This window comes from Herbaspirillum sp. WTB6 (assembly GCF_057457785.1).
Window position 1 is genome coordinate 1,310,048 of record NZ_CP176522.1, and the last position, 25,772, is coordinate 1,335,819.

At 64.7% G+C, this 25,772-nt stretch carries 25 protein-coding genes; 10 read left to right on the top strand and 15 right to left on the bottom strand.

The features are described from left to right. Window position 1: 1 nt before the first annotated feature. The gene (hemL, locus tag ACK2VC_RS06045; protein ID WP_486732700.1) at window positions 2–1,297 is read left to right on the top strand and encodes a glutamate-1-semialdehyde 2,1-aminomutase; all 1,296 of its coding nucleotides are present in this window, start codon (window positions 2–4) and stop codon (window positions 1,295–1,297) included. 46 nt (window positions 1,298–1,343) lie between these two features. Here hemL and ACK2VC_RS06050 read toward each other — a convergent pair whose 3' ends face one another. Together ACK2VC_RS06050 and ACK2VC_RS06055 are read right to left on the bottom strand one after the other, a co-directional pair. After that, window positions 1,344–2,231, bottom strand: coding sequence for a LysR substrate-binding domain-containing protein (locus ACK2VC_RS06050; protein ID WP_486733181.1), 888 nt, complete (start codon window positions 2,229–2,231; stop codon window positions 1,344–1,346). Between the two features lie 41 nt (window positions 2,232–2,272). Further along, on the bottom strand, window positions 2,273–3,682 hold the full coding sequence (locus ACK2VC_RS06055) for an FAD-binding oxidoreductase (RefSeq protein WP_486732702.1): 1,410 nt from the start codon (window positions 3,680–3,682) through the stop codon (window positions 2,273–2,275). Window positions 3,683–3,807: 125 nt separating this feature from the next. Between ACK2VC_RS06055 and ACK2VC_RS06060 the strand changes: the two genes are divergently transcribed. Continuing rightward, window positions 3,808–4,365 carry a cob(I)yrinic acid a,c-diamide adenosyltransferase gene (locus ACK2VC_RS06060; RefSeq protein ID WP_486732704.1) on the top strand — a complete coding sequence of 186 codons (558 nt, stop codon included), beginning with the start codon at window positions 3,808–3,810 and terminating at the stop codon, window positions 4,363–4,365. A gap of 97 nt (window positions 4,366–4,462) precedes the next feature. On the opposite strand, the gene dxs is transcribed toward ACK2VC_RS06060, so the two are convergent. From dxs to ACK2VC_RS06075, 3 genes are read right to left on the bottom strand one after another with little or no spacing between them, the layout of a single operon-like run. Next, window positions 4,463–6,328: a 1-deoxy-D-xylulose-5-phosphate synthase gene (dxs, locus tag ACK2VC_RS06065; protein WP_486732705.1), complete on the bottom strand. Its 1,866-nt coding sequence runs from the start codon at window positions 6,326–6,328 to the stop codon at window positions 4,463–4,465. Window positions 6,329–6,372: 44 nt separating this feature from the next. Next, window positions 6,373–7,293 carry a polyprenyl synthetase family protein gene (locus ACK2VC_RS06070; protein WP_486732706.1) on the bottom strand — a complete coding sequence of 307 codons (921 nt, stop codon included), beginning with the start codon at window positions 7,291–7,293 and terminating at the stop codon, window positions 6,373–6,375. Further along, window positions 7,290–7,559: an exodeoxyribonuclease VII small subunit gene (locus tag ACK2VC_RS06075; RefSeq protein WP_486732707.1), complete on the bottom strand. Its 270-nt coding sequence runs from the start codon at window positions 7,557–7,559 to the stop codon at window positions 7,290–7,292. The genes ACK2VC_RS06070 and ACK2VC_RS06075 overlap by 4 nt, the downstream gene beginning before the upstream one ends. A gap of 276 nt (window positions 7,560–7,835) precedes the next feature. Between ACK2VC_RS06075 and ACK2VC_RS06080 the strand changes: the two genes are divergently transcribed. From ACK2VC_RS06080 to ACK2VC_RS06090, 3 genes are all read left to right on the top strand, one after another. Continuing rightward, on the top strand, window positions 7,836–8,936 hold the full coding sequence (locus tag ACK2VC_RS06080) for an aromatic ring-hydroxylating oxygenase subunit alpha (RefSeq protein WP_486732708.1): 1,101 nt from the start codon (window positions 7,836–7,838) through the stop codon (window positions 8,934–8,936). Between the two features lie 132 nt (window positions 8,937–9,068). Continuing rightward, the gene (locus tag ACK2VC_RS06085) at window positions 9,069–9,965 is read left to right on the top strand and encodes a DMT family transporter (RefSeq protein WP_486732709.1); all 897 of its coding nucleotides are present in this window, start codon (window positions 9,069–9,071) and stop codon (window positions 9,963–9,965) included. An 11-nt stretch (window positions 9,966–9,976) separates the two neighbouring features. Then, a complete protein-coding gene (locus tag ACK2VC_RS06090) occupies window positions 9,977–10,849 on the top strand; it encodes a sulfurtransferase (protein WP_486732710.1) in 873 nt (290 codons plus the stop codon). A 9-nt stretch (window positions 10,850–10,858) separates the two neighbouring features. On the opposite strand, the gene ACK2VC_RS06095 is transcribed toward ACK2VC_RS06090, so the two are convergent. From ACK2VC_RS06095 to ACK2VC_RS06125, 7 genes are all read right to left on the bottom strand, one after another. Then, entirely contained in the window at window positions 10,859–12,073 is a 1,215-nt protein-coding gene (locus tag ACK2VC_RS06095) for an MFS transporter (protein WP_486732711.1), read from the bottom strand. Between the two features lie 59 nt (window positions 12,074–12,132). Further along, complete coding sequence (arsB, locus tag ACK2VC_RS06100; protein ID WP_486732712.1) at window positions 12,133–13,194, bottom strand: ACR3 family arsenite efflux transporter; 1,062 nt, start codon at window positions 13,192–13,194, stop codon at window positions 12,133–12,135. A 41-nt stretch (window positions 13,195–13,235) separates the two neighbouring features. Then, on the bottom strand, window positions 13,236–13,745 hold the full coding sequence (locus ACK2VC_RS06105; protein ID WP_486732713.1) for an arsenate reductase ArsC: 510 nt from the start codon (window positions 13,743–13,745) through the stop codon (window positions 13,236–13,238). A gap of 15 nt (window positions 13,746–13,760) precedes the next feature. Further along, window positions 13,761–14,240 (bottom strand): ArsI/CadI family heavy metal resistance metalloenzyme, encoded by a 480-nt coding sequence (locus tag ACK2VC_RS06110; protein WP_486732714.1) that lies wholly within the window; start codon window positions 14,238–14,240, stop codon window positions 13,761–13,763. Next, on the bottom strand, window positions 14,237–14,575 hold the full coding sequence (locus ACK2VC_RS06115) for an ArsR/SmtB family transcription factor (RefSeq protein ID WP_486732715.1): 339 nt from the start codon (window positions 14,573–14,575) through the stop codon (window positions 14,237–14,239). The genes ACK2VC_RS06110 and ACK2VC_RS06115 overlap by 4 nt, the downstream gene beginning before the upstream one ends. Window positions 14,576–14,925: 350 nt before the next feature. Beyond that, the gene (locus tag ACK2VC_RS06120) at window positions 14,926–17,355 is read right to left on the bottom strand and encodes a penicillin-binding protein 1A (protein ID WP_486732716.1); all 2,430 of its coding nucleotides are present in this window, start codon (window positions 17,353–17,355) and stop codon (window positions 14,926–14,928) included. Window positions 17,356–17,431: 76 nt separating this feature from the next. Next, window positions 17,432–18,115, bottom strand: a complete 684-nt coding sequence (locus tag ACK2VC_RS06125) for a ZIP family metal transporter (protein ID WP_486732717.1) — start codon at window positions 18,113–18,115, stop codon at window positions 17,432–17,434. Between ACK2VC_RS06125 and ACK2VC_RS06130 the strand changes: the two genes are divergently transcribed. Beyond that, on the top strand, window positions 18,081–18,290 hold the full coding sequence (locus tag ACK2VC_RS06130) for a hypothetical protein (protein WP_486732718.1): 210 nt from the start codon (window positions 18,081–18,083) through the stop codon (window positions 18,288–18,290). The two genes, ACK2VC_RS06125 and ACK2VC_RS06130, sit on opposite strands and share 35 nt — an antisense overlap. 263 nt (window positions 18,291–18,553) lie before the next feature. On the opposite strand, the gene ACK2VC_RS06135 is transcribed toward ACK2VC_RS06130, so the two are convergent. After that, complete coding sequence (locus tag ACK2VC_RS06135; protein ID WP_486732719.1) at window positions 18,554–19,435, bottom strand: dienelactone hydrolase family protein; 882 nt, start codon at window positions 19,433–19,435, stop codon at window positions 18,554–18,556. A 107-nt stretch (window positions 19,436–19,542) separates the two neighbouring features. After that, on the bottom strand, window positions 19,543–22,302 hold the full coding sequence (gene polA, locus ACK2VC_RS06140) for a DNA polymerase I (protein ID WP_486732720.1): 2,760 nt from the start codon (window positions 22,300–22,302) through the stop codon (window positions 19,543–19,545). On the opposite strand from polA, the gene ACK2VC_RS06145 reads away from it, so the two are divergent. The 4 genes from ACK2VC_RS06145 to ACK2VC_RS06160 all read left to right on the top strand — a co-directional run bounded on the left by ACK2VC_RS06145 (window position 22,303) and on the right by ACK2VC_RS06160 (window position 25,370). Then, entirely contained in the window at window positions 22,303–23,040 is a 738-nt protein-coding gene (locus tag ACK2VC_RS06145; RefSeq protein WP_486732721.1) for an LOG family protein, read from the top strand. It begins immediately after the preceding gene. 78 nt (window positions 23,041–23,118) lie between these two features. Then, entirely contained in the window at window positions 23,119–23,538 is a 420-nt protein-coding gene (locus ACK2VC_RS06150; RefSeq protein WP_486732722.1) for a DUF2782 domain-containing protein, read from the top strand. Window positions 23,539–23,630: 92 nt separating this feature from the next. After that, entirely contained in the window at window positions 23,631–24,587 is a 957-nt protein-coding gene (locus ACK2VC_RS06155; RefSeq protein WP_486732723.1) for a homoserine kinase, read from the top strand. Window positions 24,588–24,596: 9 nt separating this feature from the next. Beyond that, on the top strand, window positions 24,597–25,370 hold the full coding sequence (locus ACK2VC_RS06160; RefSeq protein WP_486732724.1) for a BPSS1780 family membrane protein: 774 nt from the start codon (window positions 24,597–24,599) through the stop codon (window positions 25,368–25,370). A gap of 78 nt (window positions 25,371–25,448) precedes the next feature. On the opposite strand, the gene ACK2VC_RS06165 is transcribed toward ACK2VC_RS06160, so the two are convergent. Next, window positions 25,449–25,754, bottom strand: a complete 306-nt coding sequence (locus tag ACK2VC_RS06165) for a hypothetical protein (protein WP_486732725.1) — start codon at window positions 25,752–25,754, stop codon at window positions 25,449–25,451. Window positions 25,755–25,772 lie beyond the last annotated feature (18 nt).

A 25,772-nucleotide genomic window follows, 5' to 3' on the forward strand; every position in this document is an offset into this window, starting at 1 on the left:
CATGAATTCCAGCACCATTTCCCGTAACGACACCTTGTTTCAACGCGCCCAGGCCAGCACGCCGGGCGGCGTCAATTCGCCGGTGCGCGCCTTCCGCTCGGTCGGCGGCACGCCCCGCTTCATCACCCGCGCCGAGGGGCCGTACTTCTGGGACGCCGACGACCGGCGCTACATCGACTATATCGGCTCCTGGGGTCCGGCCATCGTCGGCCACGCCCACCCGGCGGTGGTGCAGGCAGTGCAGCAGGCGGCTGCGCGCGGCCTCTCGTTCGGCGCCCCGACCGCGGGCGAAATCGAGATGGCGGAAACCATCTGTCGCCTGGTGCCCTCGATCGAGCAGGTACGGCTGGTCTCGTCCGGCACCGAAGCGACGATGAGCGCACTGCGCCTGGCGCGCGGCGCCACCGGCCGCGACAAGATCGTCAAGTTCGAAGGCTGCTACCACGGCCATGCCGATTCGCTGCTGGTGAAAGCCGGCAGCGGCCTGCTGACCTTCGGCAACCCGACCTCGGCCGGCGTACCGGAAGATTTCGTCAAGCACACGCTGGTGCTCGACTATAACGACACGCAGCAACTGGAAGACACCTTCAAGGCGGTCGGCGACCAGATCGCCTGCATCATCGTCGAGCCCATCGCCGGCAACATGAACCTGGTGCGCGCGACACCGGAATTCCTGCAGACCATGCGCCGGCTATGCACGCAACATGGCGCGGTGCTGATCCTGGACGAAGTGATGTCGGGCTTCCGCGTCGCGCTGGGCGGCGCGCAGTCGCTGTACGGCATCACGCCGGACCTGACGGCGCTGGGCAAGGTAATCGGCGGCGGCCTGCCAGTGGCAGCCTTCGGCGGCCGCGCCGACCTGATGAAACATCTGGCGCCGCTGGGTCCGGTGTACCAGGCCGGCACGCTATCCGGCAATCCGGTCACGGTGGCAGCCGGCTTGAGCACGCTGGAACTGATTCAGGCGCCCGGCTTCCACGGCGCGCTGCAGTTGCAGACCGCGAAGCTGGTGCGCGGCCTGACCGACATCGCGCGCGAGGCCGGGGTCGATTTTTGCGCGGATTCGGTGGGCGGCATGTTCGGCCTGTATTTCTCCGCCACGATTCCAACCAGCTATGCCGAGGTCATGGCCGGCGACAAGGAGCGCTTCAACCGCTTTTTCCATGCCATGCTGGATGCCGGCGTGTATCTGGCGCCATCCGCGTTCGAGGCCGGCTTCGTTTCGGCGCAGCATGACGACGCGGTGGTCGACGCCACGCTGGCAGCGGCGCGCCAGGCCTTTGCACAGATCGCCTAAGCAGCATCGAACCGGACGCGGGCATGCTGCGCTCCGCGGTCCTTGCTCAGGCGTTCTTGAATACCGCCTGCAACCAGTCGATGAACAAGGCGACTTCCGGCCGCTCGCGCACCTGCCGCTCGTACACCACGTAATACGCATGCGGCGGGTTCACCAGCCGCACATCGAATAGCGGCACCACTTCCCCGCTGGCGATCAGTTCCTGCGCAAAGTGCTGGCGCGTCAGGCCGACGCCGTGCCCGTGGCGCACCGACTCCAGCAGCAAGCCGAGGTCGTCGAAGCGCAGGCCCGTCACCGGCTCCGGCCAGTCGAGCCCGGCCGCCTCGAACCACGGCTGCCACAATTCCAGCGCCGAACGCAGCAGCGTGGCGCGCCGCAAGTCGGCCGGCGTCTGCAGGCCGCCAACCTGTTGCAGATAGGCCGGACTGGCCACCGCAAACGCGGGCTCGACGAACAGCCGTTCGGTAACGATGCCGGGATAGTTGCCGCCACCGAAACGGACCTCGACATCGCTCTCCGACAGGGAGAGATCGTATAGCGGCACCGAGAGAAAGATCTCGATCAGGATCTCCGGATGGCGGCGGGTAAATTCGGCTAGGCGCGGCACGAACAGGCAGCGCGCAAAGGTCGGCGTCAGCGTCACCTTGACGCGCGGCTGGCTGGGCGCGGCCCGGCGCGGCAGCGGGAAATCGGTCAGGGTTTGCAGTGCCGCGCGCACCACATCCAGGTAGCGGCGGCCGAATTCGGAGACGGCGATGTTGCGACCGTCGCGACTGAACAGACGCTCGCCGACAAACTCCTCCAGCAGGCGAATCCGGTGCGACAGCGCGGAAGGCGTGATGCAGAGTTCATCCGCCGCCAGCACGAAAGACCCGTGGCGCGCCACCGCCTCGAAGGCGGACAGCGCATGCACCGGCGGCAGGCGGGTGGAGATCGGAGGTTTCTTGTACGTGTTGATGACGCGTGCCCTGACCGCTACCAGCGAATGATTTTCCCGGGATTCAGGATGTTGTTCGGATCCAGCGCATGTTTCAGCGCCCGCATGGTGGCGATCGCATGCTCGCCATGCTCCTGGATCAGGAAATCCATCTTGTGCAGCCCGACCCCGTGCTCGCCGGTGCAGGTACCGTCCATCGCCAGCGCGCGCGCCACCATGCGCGCATTAATGGCTTCGGCTTTGGCGACATCGGCGGCGTCATGCGGATCGACCAGCATCAGCACGTGGAAGTTGCCGTCGCCGACGTGGCCGATGATCGAGTAGACCATCTGCTGCGCCTCGCAATCGGCCTTGGTTTCGAGGATGCATTCGGCCAGGCGCGAGATCGGCACACAGCAATCGGTGGAAATCGAGCGCGCGCCGGGGCGCATTTGCAGCAGCGCGAAATACGCGTTGTGGCGCGCCGCCCACAGCCGTGAACGGTCTTCGGGCCGGGTCGCCCATTCAAACCCGGTGGCGTGATGTTCGGCCACTACTTCCTGCACCGTTTGCGCCTGCTCGGCGACGCCCTGTTCGCTGCCGTGAAACTCGAACAGCAGCAGCGGCTGCTCGGGCAGGGTGAGCTTGTCGTAGGCATTGATCGCGCGCACGCCGTTTTCATCGAGGAATTCGACGCGCGCCACCGGCACGCCAAGCTGGATGGTCTGGATCACCGCATTGACTGCATCGCCGGCAGTGGGAAACGAACAGATGGCGGCGGAGATTGCCTCCGGCTGCGGATACAGCCGGACCGTGACTTCGGTCACCACGCCCAGCGTGCCTTCGCTGCCGACATACAGCCGGGTCAGGTCGTAGCCGGCCGAGGACTTCCTGGCGCGGGTGCCGGTTTTCAGGATGCGGCCGTCAGCCGCCGCCACCGTCAGCGCCAACACGTTTTCGCGCATGGTGCCGTAGCGCACGGCGTTGGTGCCGGAGGCCCGCGTGGCCGTCATGCCGCCCAGCGAGGCGTCGGCGCCGGGGTCAATCGGGAAAAACAGGCCACTGTCGCGGATTTCCTGGTTCAATTGCTTGCGCGTGACGCCGGCCTGCACCGTCACCGTCAAGTCTTGCGCATCCACCGCCAGCACCCGGTTCATTTGCGACAGGTCGAGCGTGATGCCGCCGTGCAGCGCCAGCACATGGCCTTCGAGCGAAGTGCCGGCGCCGAACGGAATCACCGGCACCCGATGGCGGTTGCACAGCGCCAGCAAGGCGGCCACTTCTTCGGTCGAATGCGCAAACACCACCGCATCCGGCGGCATTGGCTCGTACGACGACTCATCCCGGCCGTGATGCTCGCGCACCGCCTGGCCAAGCGCCAGCCGCTCGCCGAATATTTCGCCCAGCGCCGCCAGCAGCGCTGCCGGCAACGGCCTCTTCAACGCATCCTGCTGCAAAATCTGATTCATGTCAGGCCTCCAATGGCTGGATTTTACTCTGGCCGCCGGTGGGAAACGCAGCCGCATCCTTGCCGCCAGCACGCTTGCCGGATTTTGTCGTATGCTCGGTCATCCTCCACTCACGGACCACCAGCATGGGCAATCGACTCTCAAAAATCGCCACCCGCACCGGCGACGACGGCAGCACCGGATTGGGCGACGGCAGCCGCACCGCGAAGGACAGTGCCCGGGTGCAGGCGATCGGCGAAGTCGACGAGCTGAATGCGCACCTCGGCGTACTGCTGTGCGAACCGCTGCCGCAGGCGCTGCGCGCGGAACTGCTGACGGTCCAGCACGACCTGTTCGATCTGGGCGGCGAATTGTGCATCCCAGGCTACACTCTGGTGAGGGCCGCGCAGGTGGCGCACCTGGATGCCCTGCTGGAAAAATACAATGCCGACCTGCCGCCATTAAAGGAATTCGTGCTGCCCGGCGGCCACCGTAGCGCGGCGCTGGCGCACGTCTGCCGCACCGTGTGCCGGCGCGCCGAACGCAGCATCGTCGCCCTTGGCCGCGTGGAAAAGATCAACCCGGAGCCGCGCCGCTACATCAACCGCTTGTCGGACCTGCTGTTCGTCTGGTCGCGCGTGCTGAACCGCGCCGCCGGCAGCGGCGACGTGCTGTGGCAGAAAGACCGCGCCCGCGAGGCGTGATGCATTCCGAAAATACGGAGAGTATGTAGAAATATCAGCCGTCTTGCACCCGATATCGTCCGCCTATCGCGGGAGTATATGAGGAGATCAGGCCCGCTCAGTTATTCACGACGAGCCGCGGTTCGCCCTTCGCGAAGCGTTTCTTGATGGCAGCGGTGATGCCGTCGGCATCCAGGCCATGCAGCGCCAACAGTTGCGCGACGTCGCCGTGGTCGATGAATTTATCCGGCAAGCCCAGCATCAGGAGCGGGCGCGTGATGCCGGCTTGCGCCAGCGCTTCCGCCACCGCCGCGCCGGCGCCGCCCATGAGCGCGCCCTCCTCGACCGTGACCAGCGCTTCATGCTCGCGCGCCAGTTGCGCGACTAGCTCGACGTCGAGAGGCTTGACGAAGCGCATGTTGGCAACCGTCGCGTCGAGCCGCTCGCCCGCCGCCAGCGCCGGCACCAGCATGGTGCCGAAAGCCAGGATCGCGACCTCTTTGCCGGAGCGCCGCAGTTCGCCCTTGCCGAGCGGCAGCGCCGTCAATTGCGGCTCGATCGCGGCGCCGCAGCCGGCGCCGCGCGGATAGCGCACCGCCGCCGGACCGGGATGCTGGAAAGCGGTGGTCAGCATCTGGCGGCATTCGTTTTCGTCGGAGGCCGCCATCACCACCATGTTCGGGATGCAGCGCAGATATGCCAGGTCGTAGTTGCCGGCGTGGGTGGCGCCATCGGCGCCCACCAGTCCGGCGCGGTCCAGCGCGAACGTCACGTCCAGGTTTTGCAGCGCCACGTCGTGGATCAGTTGATCGTAGCCGCGCTGCAAAAAGGTCGAGTAGATCGCGACCACCGGCTTCAGCCCTTCACAGGCCAGACCGGCGGCAAAGGTCACCGCATGCTGCTCGGCGATGCCGACATCGTAATAGCGCTGCGGGAAACGCTTTTCGAATTCGACCATGCCGGAGCCTTCGCGCATCGCCGGCGTGATGCCGATCAGGCGCGGATCGGCAGCGGCCATATCACACAGCCAGTTGCCGAACACCTGGGTGTAGGTGATTTTCCCGGCCTTGGCGGGCTGGATACCTTCGGCCGGGTTGAACTTGCCGGGGCCGTGATACAGCACCGGATCGGCTTCGGCCAGCTTGTAGCCCTGGCCTTTTTTGGTGACCACGTGCAGAAACTGTGGACCCTTCAGGTTCTTGATGTTCTGCAGCGTCGGGATCAGCGATTCCAGGTCGTGGCCGTCGATCGGGCCGATGTAGTTGAAGCCAAACTGCTCGAACATGGTGCCAGGCACCACCATGCCTTTGGCGTGTTCCTCGAAGCGCTTGGCCAATTCCAGCATCGGCGCCGGCAGCACCGATTTGCCGACGTTCTTGGCAGTGGCGTAGAACTGACCCGACATCAGGCGCGCCAGGTAACGGTTCAGCGCACCGACCGGCGGCGAGATCGACATGTCGTTGTCGTTCAGGATCACCAGCAGATTGATGTCGTTGTGCACCCCGGCGTTGTTCATCGCCTCGAATGCCATGCCGGCGGTCATCGCGCCGTCGCCGATCACCGCCACCGCGTGCCGGTTCTCGCCCTTGGTTTTGGCCGCCAGCGCCATCCCGAGCGCAGCCGAAATCGAGGTCGACGAATGCGCAGTGCCGAAGGTGTCGTATTCGCTCTCGCTTCTGCGCGGAAAGCCCGAAATGCCGTTCAACTGGCGCAGCGTGTGCATCTGCTCACGGCGGCCGGTCAGGATCTTGTGCGGGTAGGTCTGGTGGCCGACGTCCCACACCAGTCGATCGTAAGGCGTATTGAAGACATAATGCAGCGCGATCGTCAGCTCCACCGTACCTAGATTCGACGACAGGTGGCCACCGGTTTTCGATACCGAATCCAGCACGAACGCGCGCAGCTCGTCGGCCAGCGGCTTCAATTGCGCGCGCGGCAGGCGGCGCAAATCGGCCGGGTCGTTTATGTGGTTCAGCAGTTCCATATCAGAGCCAGTAAGCTTGTCGTTTCGGAAAGACGAAGGGCAGGTCAGGCCTTGCGCTGCACGATCAAATCCGCCAGTTCGCGCAGACGACGTGCCTTGCCGTCGACATGCGCATCGAAGTGTGCGAGCGCCCGCTGGGCATCCTTACGCAGGTTTTCCGCCAGGGCCCGAGATTGCTCCAGGCCGAGAATCGAGACATAGGTCGGCTTGTTGTGCGCCGCATCCTTGCCCGCCGTCTTGCCCAGCGTCGCCGAATCGGCGGTCGCGTCCAATACGTCGTCCACCACCTGGAACGCCAGCCCGATCGCATTCGCATAGGCATCCAGCGCCGCCGTATCGGCCGCCGACAAGCGACCGCCACACAAGGCGCCGAGCAGCACCGAGGCGCGCAGCAAGGCACCGGTTTTCAAGCGATGCATCTGTTCCAGTTGCGCCAGCGACAAATTCAGGCCGACGCTCTCCAGGTCGATCGCCTGACCGCCGCACATGCCGTCCGCGCCGGCCGCTTCACCCAGCAGCCGCAGCATCGCCAATTGCCGCGCCGGATCGCCGACTTCGGCCGCTGCCAGCACCACGAACGCCTGCGCCTGCAGCGCATCGCCAACCAGCAGCGCGGTCGCCTCGTCGTACTGTCGGTGCACGGTCGGCTTGCCGCGCCGCAGCGCATCGTCATCCATGCACGGCAGGTCGTCATGCACCAGCGAATAGGCATGGATCATTTCCACCGCCGCCGCGCAGCGCGCCAACGCGCCGGGCGCGGCGCCAAACAGCTCGCCGGCCGCGAACACCAGCAATGGCCGCACCCGTTTGCCACCATCCAGCACTGCATAGCGCATTGCCTGCCGCAGGCGCAATGGCGCGCCGCCCGCACTGGGCAGCAATTCCGCCAACGACGCTTCCATATTCGTCTGGACTTGCCCCATCCAGTCGCCGAAGCCCGGCTCGACCGCCATGCCTGCCGTCATTCGCCGTTCTCGTCAGTGGTGTCGGCAACGGCAAAGGGCTTGAGCATCTCGCCTTCCAGTATCTTGACCTGCCCCTCGACCTTTTCCAGTTGCTGCGCGCAATAGCGCACCAGTTGGGCGCCGCGCTGGTAGGCCGCGACCGAGGCTTCCAGCGCCAGCTCGCCCGCTTCCATGCGCGCGACCAGTTGTTCCAGCTCCGCCATCGCCAGTTCAAACGTGGCGGGCAAATCGGCGGGAGCAGCGACCGGGGCGGGTTTCTTGGCCATAATGAATCAAAATCGAAGTTTAGCTCGACATTTTAGAGCAAACCAACTGATCTGGTTCACTTGGCAGCAGTCCGAATGACCCTTGACCGGCCAACTGCAGCGAAACCGGGCGGGCCACGAACGGCACGTGCAGCGGCGGCCCGCACCAGGCTTGGCCAAGGGTGCTAAGGTATAATTTACGGTTCTGTCCAAAATTTCCTTTTCAACGCATTTGAACCTGGTTTTTGCGGATTCTGGCTCTCTTTTGTTGCCATACATGAATCTTGGGGGGTGGGGATGTCCGATCTGGCTGGCATCGACAAACTGGCGCGTTCCGACGCGCAACTTCCGGTCCACGTCTACTTTGACGAAGCGCTGCTCCAGCGCGAAATCCAGCAACTCTTCCGGCAAGGCCCGCGCTATGTCGGGCACGAGTTGATGGTGCCGAACGTCGGCGACTACAGTACGCTGGCGTGGGAAGACGAAGGCCGCATGCTGGTGCGCAATCAACACGGCATCGAACTGCTGTCCAACGTCTGCCGCCACCGGCAAGCCAAGATGCTGAACGGACGCGGCAACCGCCGCAACATCGTGTGCCCGCTGCACCGCTGGACTTACGGCCTGGACGGCGAGTTGATTGGCGCCCCGCATTTCAGCGACACGCCATGCGTCAAGCTGTCGTCGACGCCGCTGCAAAGCTGGAACGGCCTGCTGTTCGAACAGAACGGCGCCGACGTCCGGCACAAGCTGGCGCAGCTCTCGGTATCCCAGGACCTCGATTTCGGCGGCTATTTATACGACCACACCGAAATCCACCAATGTGACTACAACTGGAAAACCTTCATCGAAGTCTATCTGGAGGATTACCACGTCGAGCCGTTCCATCCCGGCCTGGGCGGCTTCGTCAATTGCGATGAATTGCGCTGGGAATTCGGCGCCGACTACAGCGTGCAGACGGTCGGCGTCAATCACGGCCTGGCGAAGGCCGGTTCGGCCAAGTACCGCGCCTGGCAGGAGCAATTGCTGAAGTTTCGCGGCGGCGAAGCGCCCAAGCATGGCGCGATCTGGCTGACGCTATTTCCCAACATCATGGTCGAGTGGTATCCGCACGTACTGGTGGTATCGACCTTGTGGCCGCAGGGCCCGCAGAAAACCACCAATGTGGTCGAGTTCTACTACCCGGAAGAAGTGGCGCTGTTCGAACGCGACCTGATCGCCGCCGAGCGCGCCGCCTATATGGAAACCTGCATAGAGGACGATGAGATCGCGCTGCGCATGGATGCCGGCCGCCGCATCCTGATGGCGCGCGGCGAAAACGAGGTCGGCCCCTACCAATCGCCGATGGAAGACGGCATGCAGCATTTCCACGAATGGTATCGGGAGCGGATTGCGCTGTAGCACCTTGCACGGGAGTATGGCCATAATTTCGACAATTCCGCAGGACATGTAACGAACTTCAAAAATACCACGGCCAGTATCATGTAAGTTTGGCTCTGGAGCGCAACCCTTCCCTGTCACTTCCCACTTTTCATGCAATCGCTCTGGATGCTGGTCGCCAGTTTCGTGTTCGCCGCCATGGGCGTGTGCGTCAAGCTGGCGGCGGATCATTTTTCCACCTCGGAAATCGTCATGACGCGCGGCGTCATCGGCATGCTATTTATTTACAGCCTGATACGGCTGCGCGGCGGCACACTGAGGACGGCGCTGGCCTGGCATCACCTGTGGCGCGGCATGGTCGGCGTCACGGCGCTGTGGCTGTGGTTTTATTCGATTGCGCTGCTGCCGCTGGCGACCGCGGTCACGCTCAACTACATGTCGCCGATCTGGATCGCCGTGATCCTGTTCGCGCTCGGCTGGTGGCGCCGCCAGCAGCACGCCGACTGGCGGCTGGCGCTGGCGATCGGCCTGAGCTTCGCCGGCGTCACGCTGCTGCTGCGGCCGGCGATCGCATCCGATCAATGGTTCGGCGGCCTGCTGGCGCTGGCATCCGGCATGCTGGCGGCGCTGGCCTATCTGGAAGTGCGGCGCCTGGGCCGGATGGGCGAGCCGGAATATCGCGTGGTGTTTTATTTTTCCATGACCAGCGCCGTGGCCGGTCTGTTTGGGACGCTGTTCATCGAAGCGCGCTCCGGCTGGCAGGCGCCGAGCGCGACCGGCATCGCGCTGTTGCTGGCGATCGGCCTCACCGCCACCACCGCGCAAATGGCGATGACGCGCGCCTACCGCCTCGGCAATACGCTGCTGACGGCCAACCTGCAATACACCGGCATCGTGTTTGCCAGCATCTGGGGCATCCTGATCTGGCGCGACACGCCGGGCTGGAGCGGCTGGCTGGGCATCGCCGCAATCCTGATCAGCGGGGTCGCTGCCACGTTCTACAATGCGCGCAATATCCCCGCCACGCTGACCACCGTCCGCAAAACCTGAAGGAACCGCCGATGACCGCCTACACCACGCTGATCTCCGCCGCCGAACTGGCGCCGCACCTGTCCGACCCGAGCTGGGTCGTGCTCGATTGCCGCCACGACCTCGCCAATCGGGACGCCGGGCGCGCCGCCTGGGCCGCCGGCCACATTCCGGGCGCGCAATTCGCGCACCTGGATCGCGACCTGTCCGATCTGGCGCCGGCCGCCGACGGCAAGTTCCGCGGCCGCCATCCGCTGCCGCAGCGCGACGCCTTGCTGGAAACGCTGCGCGGCTGGGGCATCAGCGATGACTCGCAGGTCGTGGCCTACGACGCCCACGGCGGCATGTTCGCGGCACGCCTGTGGTGGCTGCTGCGCTGGCTTGGGCACGCCCGGGTGGCGGTGCTGGACGGCGGCCTGGCGGCATGGCAAGACGCGCACGGCGAGTTATCGGCCGAAACCCCGGCCGCCCGGCCGCGCGGCATGCTGACGGCGCTGCCATCCTTGACCAGCACGGTCGATGCGAACGAGGTGCTGGCCCACCTGGACGATTTGGCCAGTGGCGCGCGCACCGTGCTCGATGCCCGCGCGCCGGATCGCTTCCGCGGCGAAAACGAAACGCTGGACGCGGTCGGCGGCCACATTCCAGGAGCCAGGAACCGCTGCTTCAAGGACAACCTGCAAGCCGACGGCCGCTTCAAGCCGGCCGCGCAATTGCGCGCGGAATTCGCGCCGCTGCTGCCCGACCCGACCCGCGCCATCATGCAATGCGGTTCCGGCGTCACCGCCTGCCACAACCTGCTGGCGCTGGAAATCGCCGGCCTGCCGGGCGCGGCGCTGTATCCCGGCTCGTGGAGCGAATGGTGCGCCGATCCGGCGCGGCCGGTGGCGCGCGGAGAAGCTTAAGAAACGATATTAGACCGGCGTGACCTTGGCCGTCGCGCCGGCCCGCGCCCGGATCGCCGCCAGATAGAAGCCGAGCGAGGCCAGCGAAACCAGCAGCAGCGCCAGGATCGGATACGGCGACTGCTCACCCTGCATCACCGCCGCGATCGCCAGCGGCCCGGCTGCCTTCGCCAGCAGCGCCGGCCCGGCCAGCGCGCCGGCGATCGCGCCATAGTTTTCGCGGCCGTACAGCGTCTGCGGAATCGTGCCGCGCACGATCGTCAGCACGCCATTGCTGAGCCCGTACAGCGCGCAGAAGGCCGCCGCCGCCCATTGCCGCTCGCCGCACAGCACCAGTGCCAGCAGCGCCGCCGGCAAGGCCGCGAACGTCAGCTTGCCCATCGTTTGCGGCGACACGCGGCGCGCGAACGCCATCTCGCCGATGCGCCCGACCACCTGCATCGGTCCGATCAAGGTCGCCAGCAGCACCACGCTGGCAATCGGATGGCCGAACTGCTGCAACAACGGGATCAGGTGCACCGACAGCGCAGAGAAAATGAAGGTGTTGGCGGCAAAGGCGAAGGCCAGCTTCCAGAACGCCGGGTCGCGCAGCGCCTGCTTCAGGGTAAAGCTGGTCGCCGCGCGCACCCCGCTGTGCTCCGGCGCCGGCGGCAGCCGGTGGCCGGGCGTCAGCAGCAGGTGCAGCGGCGCGCACAGCGCCAGTTGCAGCGCGCCATACAGCCAATAGGTGTCGCGCCAGCCGAGCCAGCCGTTGAGCTTGAGAGTCAGCGGCCAGAACACGGTGCTGGCCAGGCCGCCGAACAGCGCCAGCGTCGAAATGCCGCTGCGCGCGCCCTGCGTGAATTCGCGGTTGATGGTGGCAAACGCCGCCTCGTACAACACCAGCGCCATCGCCACGCCGAGCACGCTCCAGGCGATGAAGTACAGCGCAATCGTATCGGCGGCGGCCAGCAGCAGGAAGCCGGCGCCGCACAGCAGCGAGCCGAGCCCCATCACCGAGCGGCCGCCGCAGCGGTCCAGCAGCATGCCGGCGGGCGCCGCCACCAGGCCGGCGGCCAGGATGCACCAGGAAAAGGCGCCGAACACCAGCTCCGTGCGCCAGCCGGTTTCGCGCCGGATTTCCGGCGCCAGGATCGCGAACGCGTAATACAGCGTGCCCCACGAAATGATCTGGGTGCAGCCGAGCAGGCCGATGATCTTTGCGCGCTGGCGGGGGTCGGTCATGGGCGAACGGTAGCGGTCGGGTCGCATCGGAATGGCTGCAGGCGATTGCCATCATACGATCATGCGCGCGCTTCATACCAGCCCTGCGAACGGTTGACGATGCCGACCACCAGCAGCATCAGCGGCACTTCGATCAGCACCCCGACCACGGTCGCCAGCGCGGCGCCCGACTGCAGTCCGAACAGGCTGATCGCGGTGGCCACCGCCAGCTCGAAAAAATTCGAGGCGCCGATCAGGCTGGACGGGCCGGCGACGCAATGCGGCACGCCCAGGCGCCGGTTCAGCCAATACGCCAGCCCCGAGTTGAACAGCACCTGCAGCAGGATCGGCACCGCCAGCAGCGCGATCACCAGCGGCTGGCGCACGATCGCCTCGCCCTGGAACGCGAACAGCAGCACCAGCGTCGCCAGCAGCGCCGCGATTGAATACGGTCCCAGATGTGCCAGCGCGCGCGCCAGCCGCGCCGCGCCTCCCCTCAACAAGAGCTTGCGCAGCCATTGCGCCAGCAGCACCGGGACGATGATGTACAGGCCGACCGAGGTCAAGAGCGTGGCCCACGGCACGGTGATCGAGGCCAGCCCCAGCAGCAGCGCCACCAGCGGCGCGAAGGCGACAATCATGATGGCGTCGTTCAGCGCCACCTGCGACAGCGTGAAATACGGATCGCCACGGCACAACTGGCTCCAGACGAACACCATCGCGGTGCATGGCGCCGCCGCCAGCAGGATCAGGCCGGCGACATAACTGTCGAGCTGGTCGGCCGGCAGCCAGCCGGCGAACAACTGGCGAATGAACAGCCAGCCCAGGAGCGCCATCGAAAACGGCTTGACCAGCCAGTTGACGGCCAGCGTCACGCCGATCCCGCGCCACTGGCTCTTGACTTGCGCCAGCGCGCCGAAATCGATCTTCAGCAGCATCGGGATGATCATCACCCAGACCAGGAGGCCGACCGGCAGGTTGACCTGCGCCACTTCCAGCCGGGCGATGGCGCCGAACGCGGCAGGAAAGCTGCGGCCGAGCACGATGCCGGCAACGATGCACAGCGCGACCCACAGTGTCAGGTAACGTTCGAAAAATCCGATGGCCGGCCTGGCGTCGGCAACGGCCGATGAAGTGTTCATGGCAAAACCTGTTCTTGGGCTTATTGGAGGACTGGAGGGATTTATTCGGCGACGCTGTCGGTCATGCCGGCCTGCCGCATCGCATGCTGGACCGCGTTCCGGTCCAGCATTGCCAGCGGCAGATTCACGAAGCTCGTCACGCGGGCCATGATCTGCCGGAAGACCCGATTGAAGGCGGCGCGCTGCTCTTCTTCGGTTCCGAGCACGGCCGCCGGATCGGCGAACGACCAGTGCGCCGAGACCGGCTGCCCGGGCCAGACCGGGCAGACTTCGCCGGCAGCGTTGTCGCACACGGTGATGATGAAATCCATAGTCGGCGCGTCGGCGGCGGCAAATTCATCCCAGTTCTTGCTGCGGAGCTGATCCAGCGGATAGCCGGTTTCCCGCAGCTTTTCCAGCGCCAGCGGATGGACCCGGCCGGCCGGGTGGCTGCCGGCGCTGTAGCCACGAAAGCGCCCCTGCCCCATCGTCGTCAGCAACGCTTCGGCCATGATGCTGCGCGCCGAATTGCCGGTGCACAGGAACAGCACGTTATAGATTTTTTCGCTCATCGCGGTGTTTTCCTTTCAGCAGCAGCGTGTATTTTTCTGTTCGGCGGCGGACGGCGAGCAGCAGGCGGCGTGCGGCGCGCCGGTCTTAGCCGTCGCCGGTTCGGCGCGGGTGTCTTTCGAGGCGCCGAAGGTCGGAATCGCGTCCAGCGTATGAAACGTCTCCCAAGCGATGCCGGACGGATCGGTCAGCCAGTACTTGTCGGAGCGCGCGTAGCAGCAGGCGGTGTCGGCTTCTTTCTCGACTCCCGGCTGCAACGCCTCCAGCCGCGCCTGCATCTGCCCCAGCTCGGCCTCGGAGTCGACCTGGATGCCTAGGTGATCCAGGCCGGCCTGAGCGCCGCGCTGCGAAATCGCGAAATTCATGCGCGGATCGTCCAACTGCCATTTCGCGTAATCCGGCTTTTCCACTGTCGGCGCGGTGCCGAACATGCCGGCGTAAAAGCGGATGCTGTCGGCGAGGTTTTCGACCGAGACATGCACATGCAGACGTTTCATGATGAAGCTCCTTCGGAAGAACAATCAGGGACGCAGAGCGGCGAGCACGGATTGCCGCCACAGCAGTTTTCGGTCAGATAGGCCAGCAGCGCATTCATCGTCGCGAACCGCGCCGCGTAAAAGATGAAGCGGCCTTCGGGACGGGCGCTGACCAGATCCGCGTTCAGCAACTCCTTCAGGTGGAACGACAGCGACGATGGCGGGATATTCAGTTGTTCGCCGATGCGCGAGGCCGGCACCCCTTCCGGCCCGGCCTGCACCAGGAAGCGGAACACCGCCAGGCGCGATTCCTGAGCCAGCGCGGCCAGCGCCGACAAGACATTCTTGGTTTCCATGACGACCGGCTCCGTTTCAAGATTCAGTTCAACGATTCCATAATAATCGAATTATCGAATATTTGCACAGCTGCCGAAAGAAATGCCTCAGCGGTACCCGTGGACCAGGCTCGGCGCAATCGGTGCCGGGTGGCGGCAACGACCATCGCTTCGGAACACGGATCGCCTCTCCTGGACTCAAATATCAGGGGTATGCCGCAAAAATTTTCGTTTTATGAGCGGAATTGATGCGGATATCTTGGAGTATATGGGACGAAGTGCAGCACTCGAATGCGCGGGAGCGAAGCCAAAGACGCTTCCGGACGACTATTCGTTGGTCCCGCTGCGAAAACGACGCTGCCGTCAGCGCATCACTGCTGCGGATCCGCCGTTTTTGGCTCGGCGTCGCCGCTGACCTGGGCGCCGGTGACCGGGTCGCGCCCGAGCGCACTCAAGCCGCGCGCCAGCTCGTCGCCTGGCGGCGGCGCGCCGTCCGGCAGGCGCTGCTCGGGCGGCGCGGGATTGTCCAGGCCGGTGGTGGCCGGATCGGCCGTCACCTGTTCGGGCGGATCGATCCATTCTTCCGGCTCGGCTTCCTGCGGCGCCGGCGCTGCTTTCGGCGGCGCGGCGAAGCGGGCGCGGGGATCGACCAGCTTGTTCCTCAAGGCGCTGCGGAAAAAATCGCCGACCACCAGCCCGGCGTTGTGCCCGCCCTGGCCCCAGTAGCTGCTGCGCATGGTGACGCGCGCATCGTTGAAGCCAACCCAGGAGCCGGCCACCAGGTTCGGATGCATCAGGATGAACCAGCCGTCGGTATTGTTTTGCGTGGTGCCGGTCTTGCCGGCCAGATCGGCCGCGAGGCCAAAGCGCGCGCGCGCCGCGCTGCCGGTGCCCTGGCTGACCACGCCGCGCATGATGTCGGTCAGTTCGACCGCCGCCGGCGCGCTCATCGCGCGCTTCGGCTCGCTCGAAAACTGCGCCAGCACGCGCCCCTTGCGGTCCGTGATGCTGCGGATGAAAACCGGCTGCCGGTACTGGCCGGAATCGGCGATGCTGGCGTAGGCCGACACCATTTCCAGCAGAGTCACCGGGCTGGTGCCGAGCACCAGCGACGGCACCGCCTCCAGCTTGCTCTGGTTGACGCCAAGCGCGCGCGCCAAGCTGATGATGGCGGGCAGGCCAACCTCCTGCCCGACCTGCGCGGTGATCGTGTTCTTGGAATGGATCAAGCCCTGGCGCAGGCTCATCGGGCCGCCGGTCGAACCTGACATGTCGGTCGGCTGCCAGACGCTACCGTCGGCGGCAACGATCTTCAGCGGCGCATCCTGATAGGTACGCTCCGGGCTGAAGCCCTTTTCCAGCGCGGCACCGTAGACGATCGGCTTGAAGGTCGAGCCGGGCTGGCGCGCGGCCTGCGCCACGTGGTCGAACTGGTCGCGCTGGAAATCGCGGCTGCCGACCCAGGCGCGGATTTCGCCGCTGGCCGGATCGATCGCAACGAAGCCGGTTTCGAGCCGGGTCTTGGCGGCGCGCAAGCGGCCGATGAAATCGCGGTCGGCCTTGAGCGCGGCCAGCGCCTGCGCCGCCCCCTGCCCATCATCCAGCGCCTTGCGGTATTCCGGTGTTTCGCGGATGAAGGCGTCGACCAGTTCCGGATGCGCCGTCCAGAAGACCTTGAACGGCTCGGTGCGCTGCCGCATTTGTGCGTAGGTCGCCGGCGAGCCGGAAATCAGTCCCGCCGAATTCATGCCCCATTCGACGTCGGCGATGTTCTGCAGCGCCGCCATCTGCCGCGCCACCGCCTGCATCGCCGCTTCCTGCAAGCCGGGGTCGAGCGTGGTCTGCACCGTCAGGCCGTCGGCGTACAAGTCGTAGTCGTTGCGGTCGGCCCAGTCAATCAGCCATTTGCGGGTCCAGGCGACGAAATGGCCGGCGGCCCCGCCCGGACCAACCTGGCGGCTGAAGTGCACCCGCAGCGGCTTGCGCTGCAGTTTCTTGAACTCGGCCTCGGACAGCTTGCCGCGCTTGACCATCTGCGCCAGTACCACGTTGCGCCGCTTGACCGAGCGTTCCGGGTTGGTCACCGGGTTGTAGTAAGAGGTACCCTTCAGCATGCCAACCAGGGTCGCGCTTTCCAGCAGGTTCAGCTCGGCGGCCGACTTGTCGAAGTAGGTGCGCGCGGCCAGTTCGATGCCGTACACGTTGTACAGGAAGGGCACGGTGTTCAGGTAGGTTTCCAGGATTTCGCGCTTGCTGTAGGTGCGCTCGATGTTGAAGGCCGTGATGATTTCCTTGACCTTGCGATTCAGGTTACGCGAACGGCCGATTTCATCCGGGAACAGGTTGCGCGCCAACTGCTGCGTGATGGTCGATCCGCCCTGGGTATCGCCGCGTGCGGTATGCACGATGGCGGCCGCGGTGCCGCGAAAGTCGACGCCATGATGCTGGTAGAAGCGGTGGTCTTCGGTGGCGATCAGCGCCTCGATCACATGAGGCGAAATCTGCTCCAGCGTGACCCGTTCGCGCTGCTGGACGGCGAAGCTGTCGAGCAGCTTGCCGTCGGCGGCCAGGATTTGGGTCGGCTGCGCCACCCGCGCCAGGCGCAGGTCGCCGATGGTCGGCATGGTGACGATCAGGAACCCGATATACGCCAAGAGCGTCGCGGCGGCCATGCCGCCGATGCGACCCAGTCGCGTCAGCCGGCGCTCGGTGGCGGGCTGGCTCAGGAAACGGTCGAAACGCGCGATCAGGCGCGCCTTGAAACTGCGACGGGCAGCGTGCCCGGATGCTTGCGGATTCATGTGGGTAGTACGTGTGGCGCACCTGGCTCGGTTGCCGCGCCGGGGCACTTGCCGTTCCGGCAATGCGGCGCCGCGATCAGCCTTGATGCGCGTGATGGGTCAGGAAGAATACCACCACCACGCCGAGCCCGATCAAAAGCACTTGCGGCACCGTTTCACGCAGCGTCGCGCGGCGCTGCATCTGCGGCATCAGGTCCGACACCGCGATGTAGATGAAACCGGACGAGGCCAGCACCAGTACATACGGAATCCACTGCATGCCGCGCTCCAGCGTGAAGTAGCCGAGCACGCCGCCGGCCACCGCCATCAGGCTGCACAGCAGGTTGTAGACGTAAGCGCGGGCGCGCGAAAAACCGGCGTTCAGGAGCACGATGAAGTCGCCGATTTCCTGCGGGATCTCGTGCGCGATGATGGCCAGCCCGGTGACGATGCCAAGCTTGGGATCGGCCAGGAAGGCGGCGGCGATGAGGATGCCGTCGGTGAAATTGTGCAGGCCGTCGCCGACCAGGATCATCCAGCCAGCCTTGCCGGCTTCGTGCCGGTCGTGGCCGTGGTGATGATGGTGGCCGTCGCCTTCGTAATGATGCGAGTGGCGCAGGATGGCAAATTTTTCCAGCAGGAAAAAACCCAGCAGCCCGGCCAGCAAAGTGGCGAACAGGGCATGGGCGTCGGCATCCGATTCAAAGGCTTCCGGCAGCGCGTGCAGCAGCGAGGTCGCCAGCAAAATGCCGACCGATAAGCTGACCATCCGGTCGACCATTTTCGATAACAGCGAAAAGGAAAAAATCGCGGCGGCGCTGATGCTGAAAACCCCGGAAATGATGGTGGCAAGCAGAATGGAAACAAGCGTGGAGTTAATTTTGGGTCCCGGAAAAGCGCAAGCATATGCAACAAGGTTGCAAATTAAAGCACAGCCAGAGCTTTTCGGCAAATGATGGCACGCTGGTGAACGACGGGTGGACGGCCGATCGCAGGCCCACCGGCTATTGGCGCACGCAGTAAGCTTCGGCATTGTTGCCCGGGAATCACGGATGGCGGGCATGCCCGAAGCCGGCAAGTCAGCTCTGATGATAGCGGCTTGGATGCAGTCGATCGGTAGGAACTGGGAACTGGGCGCTGAGCGGCAGCTGCTTCCAATAGTGGCTCAAGGACGTCATCCTGGTTCCATCCGTGCCATGCCGGCGCCCGGCGGCAAGGTTCAGGCCACGCCGTGCGCCTTGAACCAGGCCAGCGCCCGGCGCCAGCCGTCCTTGGCGTCGGCTTCGACATAGCTCGGCCGGTAATCGGCATGGAAGGCATGGCCGGCGTCCGGATAGACCACGAATTCCGAACGGTTGCCAGCCTTGGCCAGCGCCGCCTTCATTTGCTCGATGGTGTCTTGCGGAATACCAGTGTCCTTGCCGCCATACAGCCCCAGCACCGGGGTTTTCAGGGTCGGCGCAATGTCGATCGGCTGCTGCGGCGTCAGCGCCGTTTTCTCGCCCACCAGCCGACCGTACCAGGCAACCCCGGCCTTGACCTGCGGGTTGTGCGCCGCATACAGCCAGACGATGCGCCCACCCCAGCAAAAGCCGGTGATGCCGAGTTTGCCGGTATTGCCCCCGTTCGCTGCGGCCCAGGCGACGCAGGCGTCGAGATCGCCCATCACTTGTGCGTCCGGCACCTTGGCAATGATGTTCTTCATCAAGTCGGTGATCGACGGCGCATTGTGGGCGTCGCCCTGGCGCACGAACAATTCCGGCGCCAGCGCCATATAGCCCTGCTTGGCGAAACGGCGTGCGACATCGGCGATATGTTCATGCACACCGAAGATCTCGGACACCACCAGCACCACCGGAAAATCCTTGCCACCGGCCGGCTGCGCCCGGTACACCGGCACGCTCTGGCCGCCGACATTCAGCGTCACCGTGCCGGCGATCAGGCCTGCCGTATCGGTCGTGATCACGTTCTGCGCCTGCACCGGCAACACTGCGGCGGCAAAGCCGCTGCCAAGCGCCACCTTGATGAACTCGCGGCGGCCGAGCTCGCCGGATAGCGCGGTTTTGGTGAGACTATCGAATTCTTCGGCGAATCGTGTCATGGCAATGCCCCCTTTTGAAAGTATGGCGTACCGCGAAAACCGTCCATGTAGCATACCCATCATTGCCGCTCCGCGCTCGACACGGATGACGGCCAGCGCCCGGGAGTCTAGTGCGCCTGATCCCAGTTGGCGCCGACTCCGACCTCGGCGATCAGCGGCACTTTCAGGTCGGCCACGCCCGCCATCAAGCGCGGCAGCTCGGTGCGCACCAACTCCAGCTCGGCCTGCGGCACTTCCAGCACCAATTCATCGTGCACCTGCATCACCATGCGCGAGGCCAGCCGCTCGGCTTCGATCCAGTCCTGCACCGCGATCATCGCCAGCTTGATCAGGTCGGCCGCGGTGCCCTGCATTGGTGCGTTGATCGCGGCACGCTCGGCAGCCTGGCGGCGCGGGCCGTTCGGCGAATTGATCTCGGGCAGCCACAGGCGGCGCCCGAACACGGTTTCGACGTAGCCCTGCGCCTTCGCCTTGGCCCGGGTGTCGGCCATGTACTGGGCGACGCCGGCAAAGCGTGCGAAATATTTTTCGATATACATCTGCGCGGCGGCGCGCTCGATGCCGAGGTTGGCGGCCAGGCCGAACGCGCTCATGCCGTACATCAGGCCGAAGTTGATGACCTTGGCGTAGCGCCGCTGTTCGCTCGTGACCTCGGCCGGCGCCACGCCGAAGATCTCGGCCGCGGTGGCGCGGTGGATGTCGATGCCGTCGGCGAACGCGCGCAGCATATTGGGGTCGCCCGAGATGTGCGCCATGATGCGCAGCTCGATCTGCGAATAGTCGGCCGACATGATGCTGCTTCCGGCCGGCGCGATGAAGGCTTCGCGGATGCGGCGCCCTTCGGCGGTACGGATCGGGATGTTCTGCAGGTTGGGATCGTTCGACGCCAGGCGGCCGGTGACCGCCACTGCCTGCGCGTAATTGGTATGCACGCGCCCGGTGCGGGGATCGACCATCTTCGGCAGCTTGTCGGTGTAGGTCGATTTCAGCTTGGACAGACTGCGGTAGTCGAGCAGGACCTTCGGCAGCGGATAGTCCTCGGCCAGCTTCTGCAGCACCTCTTCGTCGGTCGAGGGCGTGCCGGACGGCGTTTTTTTGACCACCGGCAGTTGCAGCTTGTCGAAGAATATCTCGCCGATCTGCTTCGGCGAGTTCAGGTTGAACGGCTGCCCCGCCAGCTCGTACGCCTGCTGCTCGATCTCCAGCATGCGCCGCCCCAGCTCGGCCGATTGCGCGCCGAGCAGCGCGGCGTCGATCAGGACGCCGGTGCGCTCCATTTTCTGCAGCACCACCGCGGTCGGCAGTTCGATGCTCTGGTAGATATAGCGCAGCTTGTCGCTGGCGGCCACGTGCGGCCACATCGCCTGATGCAGTTGCAGCGTGATGTCGGCATCTTCCGCCGCGTATTCGGTGGCGCGCCCGATTTCGACGGCATCGAAGCAGATCTGGCCGGCTCCCTTGCCGCACACTTCCTCGAAGGTGACGGTCTGGCGGTTCAGGTGGCGCAGCGCCAGGTTGTCCATGTCGTGCCGCTTGTGCGACTCGAACACGTAGGACTGCAGCAGCGTGTCGTGCACGATGCCGCGCAGTTGCACGCCGTGATTGGCGAATACGTGGCTGTCGTATTTCAGGTTCTGGCCCAGCTTCGGTTTGGCCGGATCTTCCAGCCAGGGCTGCATGCGCTCCAGCACCAGCTCGCGCGACAACTGCTCGGGCGCGTCCGGGTAGCGATGCGCGAGCGGAATATAGGCCGCGACTCCCGGCTCGCAGGACAGCGAAATGCCAACCAGTTGCGCCGCCATCGGATCGAGCGAGGTAGTTTCGGTATCGATCGCGGTCAGCGGCGCATGGTCGATGCGCGCCAGCCATTGCTCGAGTTGCGCCACCGTCAGCACGGTCTCGTAATGCGCCGGCATCGACTCCAGCGCGGGCTCGTCAGCCGCGAACAGCCCCCCTTGCGGGTCGGCGCCGGCGGCCAGCGGCGCCGGCTCGCGCCGGGCGACGGCGCTGCCGGTCAGTTCACGCAGCCAGGTCTTGAAGCCGTGGCGCTGGTAGAACGCGATCATCGCTTCGCGGTCTTCCGGCTGCGGCACCAGCGACTGCTCGATCGACGCCATCTGCTGGGAAAGATCGCAATCGGTCTTGACGGTGACCAGCACCCTGGCCTGCGGCAGCCAGTCGAGCGCCGCCTGCAAATTGGCGCCGACTGCGCCGCCGATGGCGCCAGCGTTGGCGATCACACCATCCAGCGACTCGTATTGCGTCAGCCACTTGACGGCCGTCTTCGGGCCGACCTTGGCCACGCCCGGGACGTTGTCGACGCTGTCGCCGATCAGGGACAGGTAATCGACGATGCGCTCGGGCGGCACGCCGAACTTGGCGAGCACGCCTGCGCGGTCAAGCTTTTCGTTGTTCATCGTGTTGACCAGCGTGACCTGCTGGTTGACCAGTTGCGCCAGGTCCTTGTCGCCGGTCGAGATCACCGTCTGCAGGCCGGCGGCGGCGGCCTGCACCGCCAGCGTGCCGATCACGTCGTCGGCCTCGATGCCATCGACCATCAGGATCGGCCAGCCCATCGCCCGCACCGCTTCGTGGATCGGCTCGACCTGGCGCACCAGATCGTCCGGCATCGCCTTGCGCTGCGCCTTGTAGTCGGCATACAGGTCGTCGCGGAAGGTCTTGCCTTTTGCGTCGAAGATGCAGGCCATGTATGCTGCGGCGTAGTCCTGGCGCAGGCGGCGCAGCATGGCGATCATGCCGTACAGCGCGCCGGTCGGTGCGCCATCCGGGCCGCGCAGGTCGGGCAGCGCGTGAAATGCCCGGTACAGGTAACTGGAACCATCAACGAGCAACAGGGTTTTTTGCATATGGAAATCAACGGAAAGAATGTGCCGCGGCTGCGGCAGGTGACCGACCTCGAACGCGCCACCGCGAAGAAGGCCCATGAATCGTGGAATATGTTCACGATTATGGCAGAGTTTATCGACTCGACTGAACGCCTGTCGGAGCTGCGTCCGGCGGTCTCGATCTTCGGTTCCGCCCGCACCAAGCCGGATGATCCGTATTACGCGCTCGCCATCGATATCGCACGCCGCATGTCGGACGCCGGCTTTGCGGTGATGTCCGGCGGCGGTCCCGGCATCATGGGCGCGGCCAACAAGGGGGCGTTTGAAGGCAGCTCGCCGTCGGTGGGCTTGAATATCGAACTGCCGCGCGAACAGACCAGCAACCCGTGGCAGGACATCTCGATTTCGTTCCGCCATTTTTTCGCGCGCAAGGTCGCCTTCGTCAAGCATGCGGATGCCTATATCGTGCTGCCGGGCGGCCTCGGCACGCTGGATGAATTGACCGAGGCGCTGACGCTGATGCAGACCGGCAAATCGCGCCGCATCCCGGTGATCCTGGTCGGCACCGCATACTGGGCTGGGCTGGTGCAATGGCTGCAACAGCAGATGGTCGGCAACGGCATGATCGACCAGAAGGACATGGAACTGTTCAAGGTGATTGACGAGCCGGTCAACATCCTGAATGCGATCGTCGATTTCTACCAGGAACCGTCGCTGCTGACGCCCGAGGACGCCCGCCACACCGGTGCCTTTCTTTGATCTGGACGGCGGCGGATGGCAGCCAGTTTGTTACAATGACCATTCTTCCATCTCAGGTTTTTCAGGCGACCCGCGACCATGACGTACACCTCGCACACCCTCCGCATCTGGCCGATCATCACCGTGTGCATGGCCGCTTATGCCATGCCGCAACTGGCCGGCGCGCAGCAGCCCGCCAACCCGGCGCCGCCGCCGCAAACCCAGCCCTTGAACGAAGGCGAAGCGCCTACCATCACGATCCGCAAGCCGGGCGAGGGTGAGCAGCCGATCACGCAAAAGAAAAAAGAGGGCAAGGTGACCGAGGTCAAGGTGCACAGCGGCGGCAGCACCTATTACCTGAAACCGAATGAACAACCGGGGAGTTCGCTGCCCGGCGACGTCGAAAGCAAGTCGATGCGCGGCTCGCAATGGCAGGTGCTGGAATTCGACATGAAGCCGCAGAAAGAGCAGAAACAGGTGGACCAGGTGCCGGATGCGCCGCAGCCGGCCGCCAAATGATTCTCGCATGAGGTTCACGCCGAAAATTCACGGGTGAATCCGGCGTGAACTGCCCGACCCTTTGCTGATGCCCACTTTTTTTCTTTTTCCTCATGGCAGTATTTACTCCGGTCAGCCTGGCTGACCTCAGTGACTGGATTACCCAGTTCCCTCTCGGAAAAGCGCTTGACATCCGCGGCATCGCCTCCGGCATCGAAAACAGCAATTTCTTCATCACCACCGAGCGCGGCGAATACGTCCTGACCATCTTCGAGAAACTCAGTTTCGAGCAATTGCCGTTCTACCTGGAACTGATGCGCCACCTGGCCGCGCGCGGTGTGCTGGTGCCGGCGCCGGTAGCCAGCCACCACGGCAAGATTTTGAATACGTTGCATGGCAAGCCGGCCTCGATCGTCAGCAAGCTGGAAGGCCACTGCCTGACCGACCCGGCGCCGCAGCATTGCGCCGAAGTCGGCACGATGCTGGCCAGGATGCACCTGGCGGCGCAGGATTTTCCGCTCCATCAACCGAACCTGCGCGGCCTCGCCTGGTGGCACGAAACGCTACCGGCGGTATTGCCTTACCTGGATGCGGAACGGCAGGCGCTGTTGCGCTCGGAAGTGCAATTCCAGGAAGCCTTCGCCGCCACCAGTATTTATCAGGCGCTGCCCAACGGGCCGGTGCACGCCGACCTGTTTCGCAACAACGTGATGTTCGATGGCGCGCGCCTGACCGGATTCTTCGATTTTTATTTCGCCGGCTGCGACACCTGGCTGTTCGACCTTGCGGTCACCGTCAACGACTGGTGCATCGACCTGGACAGCGGCACGCTCGATATCCCGCGGCTGCAGGCCATGCTGGCCGCCTACCACGCGGTGCGGCCATTCACCGCCGGCGAGCAGGAGGCCTGGCAGCCGATGCTGCGTGCCGGCGCGCTGCGCTTCTGGCTGTCGCGGCTGTATGATTTTTACCTGCCGCGCGACGCCGAAATGCTGACGCCGCACGACCCCGGCCACTTCGAGCGCATTCTGCGGCAGCGCGTGGCGCACCCGGCGCCGTCACTTTACTGATCATCAGGCATGGAAAAATTACCCGCAAAATCCGGCTGGCTCTGGGTCAAGGAAGGTTTCGCGCTGTTTCGCAAGCAGCCGGCCGAAATGTCCACGCTGTTCATGGCCTACATGTTCCTGATGCTGGTGGTCGGCCTGGTGCCGCTGCTGGGACAGGTGCTGCCGCTGTTCCTGGTGCCGATTTTTTCGATCGGCTTTTTGCAGGCCTGCGCCAACATCGAGCGCGGCCAGCGGGTATTTCCGAATCTGCTGCTGACCGGCTTTCGCTCGCCGGCCAGAAACCGCCTGCTGCAACTGGGCGCGCTGTATCTGCTGGCGGCGGTCCTGGCGGTCGCCGCTTCCAGCGTGACCGACGGCGGCGTGTTCTGGCAGGCCATCTCCGGCCAGCGCGCGCTGGAAGCGGAGACTGTGCGCGACTCCAACATGGTGCTGGCGATGCTGTTTGCCGCCACCCTGTATACGCCGGCGGCGATGGCCTTCTGGTACGCCGCAGCGCTGATCGCGTGGCAGGAAATGGGCGTGGCGAAAGCGATCTTCTACAGCTTTTTCGCGGTCTGGCGCCAGGGCCGGGCGTTTCTGGTCTATGGCCTGGCCTGGGCCGCGATCGGCGTGCTGCTGCCGGTGCTCGCCAGCCTGGTGACCGCACTGCTGTTTGAAAAGGCGATCATTACCATCATGGTGCTGCTGCCGTTATCGATCGTGCTCACCGTGGTCATGTACTGCTCGTTCTATCCGACCTATACCCACGTCTTCGGCAAGCCTGCTCTTGGCCCATCGGCATAACTGGATTTACAATATACTCCCACCATATATGGTTGGTATCGGGTATAAAAAGGCCGAAATTCCAATATACTCCGCAATTCATCGAAATCGGCCAGGACGCGCCGCACGACTGCGATCAATCCGGTCGCGCCGGGTTGACTGCATCGGGCGCCGCCAGCAATACCAGCCCGCTGCTTCCGGGACGGGTGAAGCGGCGGCACCCATCCTTCCGGCTTGAAAAACCACATGACTGCCGAAGCTGGCGTTTTTCCCGGCAAGCGCCATTCCTCTCAATTTTTCTAAAACCATGCCGTTAATGTGGATTTGCGCAAACCACGCGTGCATCGTGTAACGGCAAGCAGCGCTGCCGCTCGCTACCGGCCCGCATCCGAATTCAAAATCCAATCATTACAGGACTCCCTG

What these genes read in the sequence shown, in the direction of transcription:
- hemL (WP_486732700.1), top strand. Translation starts at nt 2, where the DNA reads ATGAATTCCAGCACCATTTCCCGTAACGACACCTTGTTTCAACGCGCC.
- ACK2VC_RS06055 (WP_486732702.1), bottom strand. Translation starts at nt 3,682, where the DNA reads ATGAATCAGATTTTGCAGCAGGATGCGTTGAAGAGGCCGTTGCCGGCA.
- ACK2VC_RS06060 (WP_486732704.1), top strand. Translation starts at nt 3,808, where the DNA reads ATGGGCAATCGACTCTCAAAAATCGCCACCCGCACCGGCGACGACGGC.
- dxs (WP_486732705.1), bottom strand. Translation starts at nt 6,328, where the DNA reads ATGGAACTGCTGAACCACATAAACGACCCGGCCGATTTGCGCCGCCTG.
- ACK2VC_RS06070 (WP_486732706.1), bottom strand. Translation starts at nt 7,293, where the DNA reads ATGACGGCAGGCATGGCGGTCGAGCCGGGCTTCGGCGACTGGATGGGG.
- ACK2VC_RS06075 (WP_486732707.1), bottom strand. Translation starts at nt 7,559, where the DNA reads ATGGCCAAGAAACCCGCCCCGGTCGCTGCTCCCGCCGATTTGCCCGCC.
- ACK2VC_RS06080 (WP_486732708.1), top strand. Translation starts at nt 7,836, where the DNA reads ATGTCCGATCTGGCTGGCATCGACAAACTGGCGCGTTCCGACGCGCAA.
- ACK2VC_RS06085 (WP_486732709.1), top strand. Translation starts at nt 9,069, where the DNA reads ATGCAATCGCTCTGGATGCTGGTCGCCAGTTTCGTGTTCGCCGCCATG.
- ACK2VC_RS06090 (WP_486732710.1), top strand. Translation starts at nt 9,977, where the DNA reads ATGACCGCCTACACCACGCTGATCTCCGCCGCCGAACTGGCGCCGCAC.
- ACK2VC_RS06095 (WP_486732711.1), bottom strand. Translation starts at nt 12,073, where the DNA reads ATGACCGACCCCCGCCAGCGCGCAAAGATCATCGGCCTGCTCGGCTGC.
- arsB (WP_486732712.1), bottom strand. Translation starts at nt 13,194, where the DNA reads ATGAACACTTCATCGGCCGTTGCCGACGCCAGGCCGGCCATCGGATTT.
- ACK2VC_RS06105 (WP_486732713.1), bottom strand. Translation starts at nt 13,745, where the DNA reads ATGAGCGAAAAAATCTATAACGTGCTGTTCCTGTGCACCGGCAATTCG.
- ACK2VC_RS06110 (WP_486732714.1), bottom strand. Translation starts at nt 14,240, where the DNA reads ATGAAACGTCTGCATGTGCATGTCTCGGTCGAAAACCTCGCCGACAGC.
- ACK2VC_RS06115 (WP_486732715.1), bottom strand. Translation starts at nt 14,575, where the DNA reads ATGGAAACCAAGAATGTCTTGTCGGCGCTGGCCGCGCTGGCTCAGGAA.
- ACK2VC_RS06120 (WP_486732716.1), bottom strand. Translation starts at nt 17,355, where the DNA reads ATGAATCCGCAAGCATCCGGGCACGCTGCCCGTCGCAGTTTCAAGGCG.
- ACK2VC_RS06130 (WP_486732718.1), top strand. Translation starts at nt 18,081, where the DNA reads ATGCCGACCGATAAGCTGACCATCCGGTCGACCATTTTCGATAACAGC.
- ACK2VC_RS06125 (WP_486732717.1), bottom strand. Translation starts at nt 18,115, where the DNA reads ATGGTCGACCGGATGGTCAGCTTATCGGTCGGCATTTTGCTGGCGACC.
- ACK2VC_RS06135 (WP_486732719.1), bottom strand. Translation starts at nt 19,435, where the DNA reads ATGACACGATTCGCCGAAGAATTCGATAGTCTCACCAAAACCGCGCTA.
- polA (WP_486732720.1), bottom strand. Translation starts at nt 22,302, where the DNA reads ATGCAAAAAACCCTGTTGCTCGTTGATGGTTCCAGTTACCTGTACCGG.
- ACK2VC_RS06145 (WP_486732721.1), top strand. Translation starts at nt 22,303, where the DNA reads ATGGAAATCAACGGAAAGAATGTGCCGCGGCTGCGGCAGGTGACCGAC.
- ACK2VC_RS06150 (WP_486732722.1), top strand. Translation starts at nt 23,119, where the DNA reads ATGACGTACACCTCGCACACCCTCCGCATCTGGCCGATCATCACCGTG.
- ACK2VC_RS06155 (WP_486732723.1), top strand. Translation starts at nt 23,631, where the DNA reads ATGGCAGTATTTACTCCGGTCAGCCTGGCTGACCTCAGTGACTGGATT.
- ACK2VC_RS06160 (WP_486732724.1), top strand. Translation starts at nt 24,597, where the DNA reads ATGGAAAAATTACCCGCAAAATCCGGCTGGCTCTGGGTCAAGGAAGGT.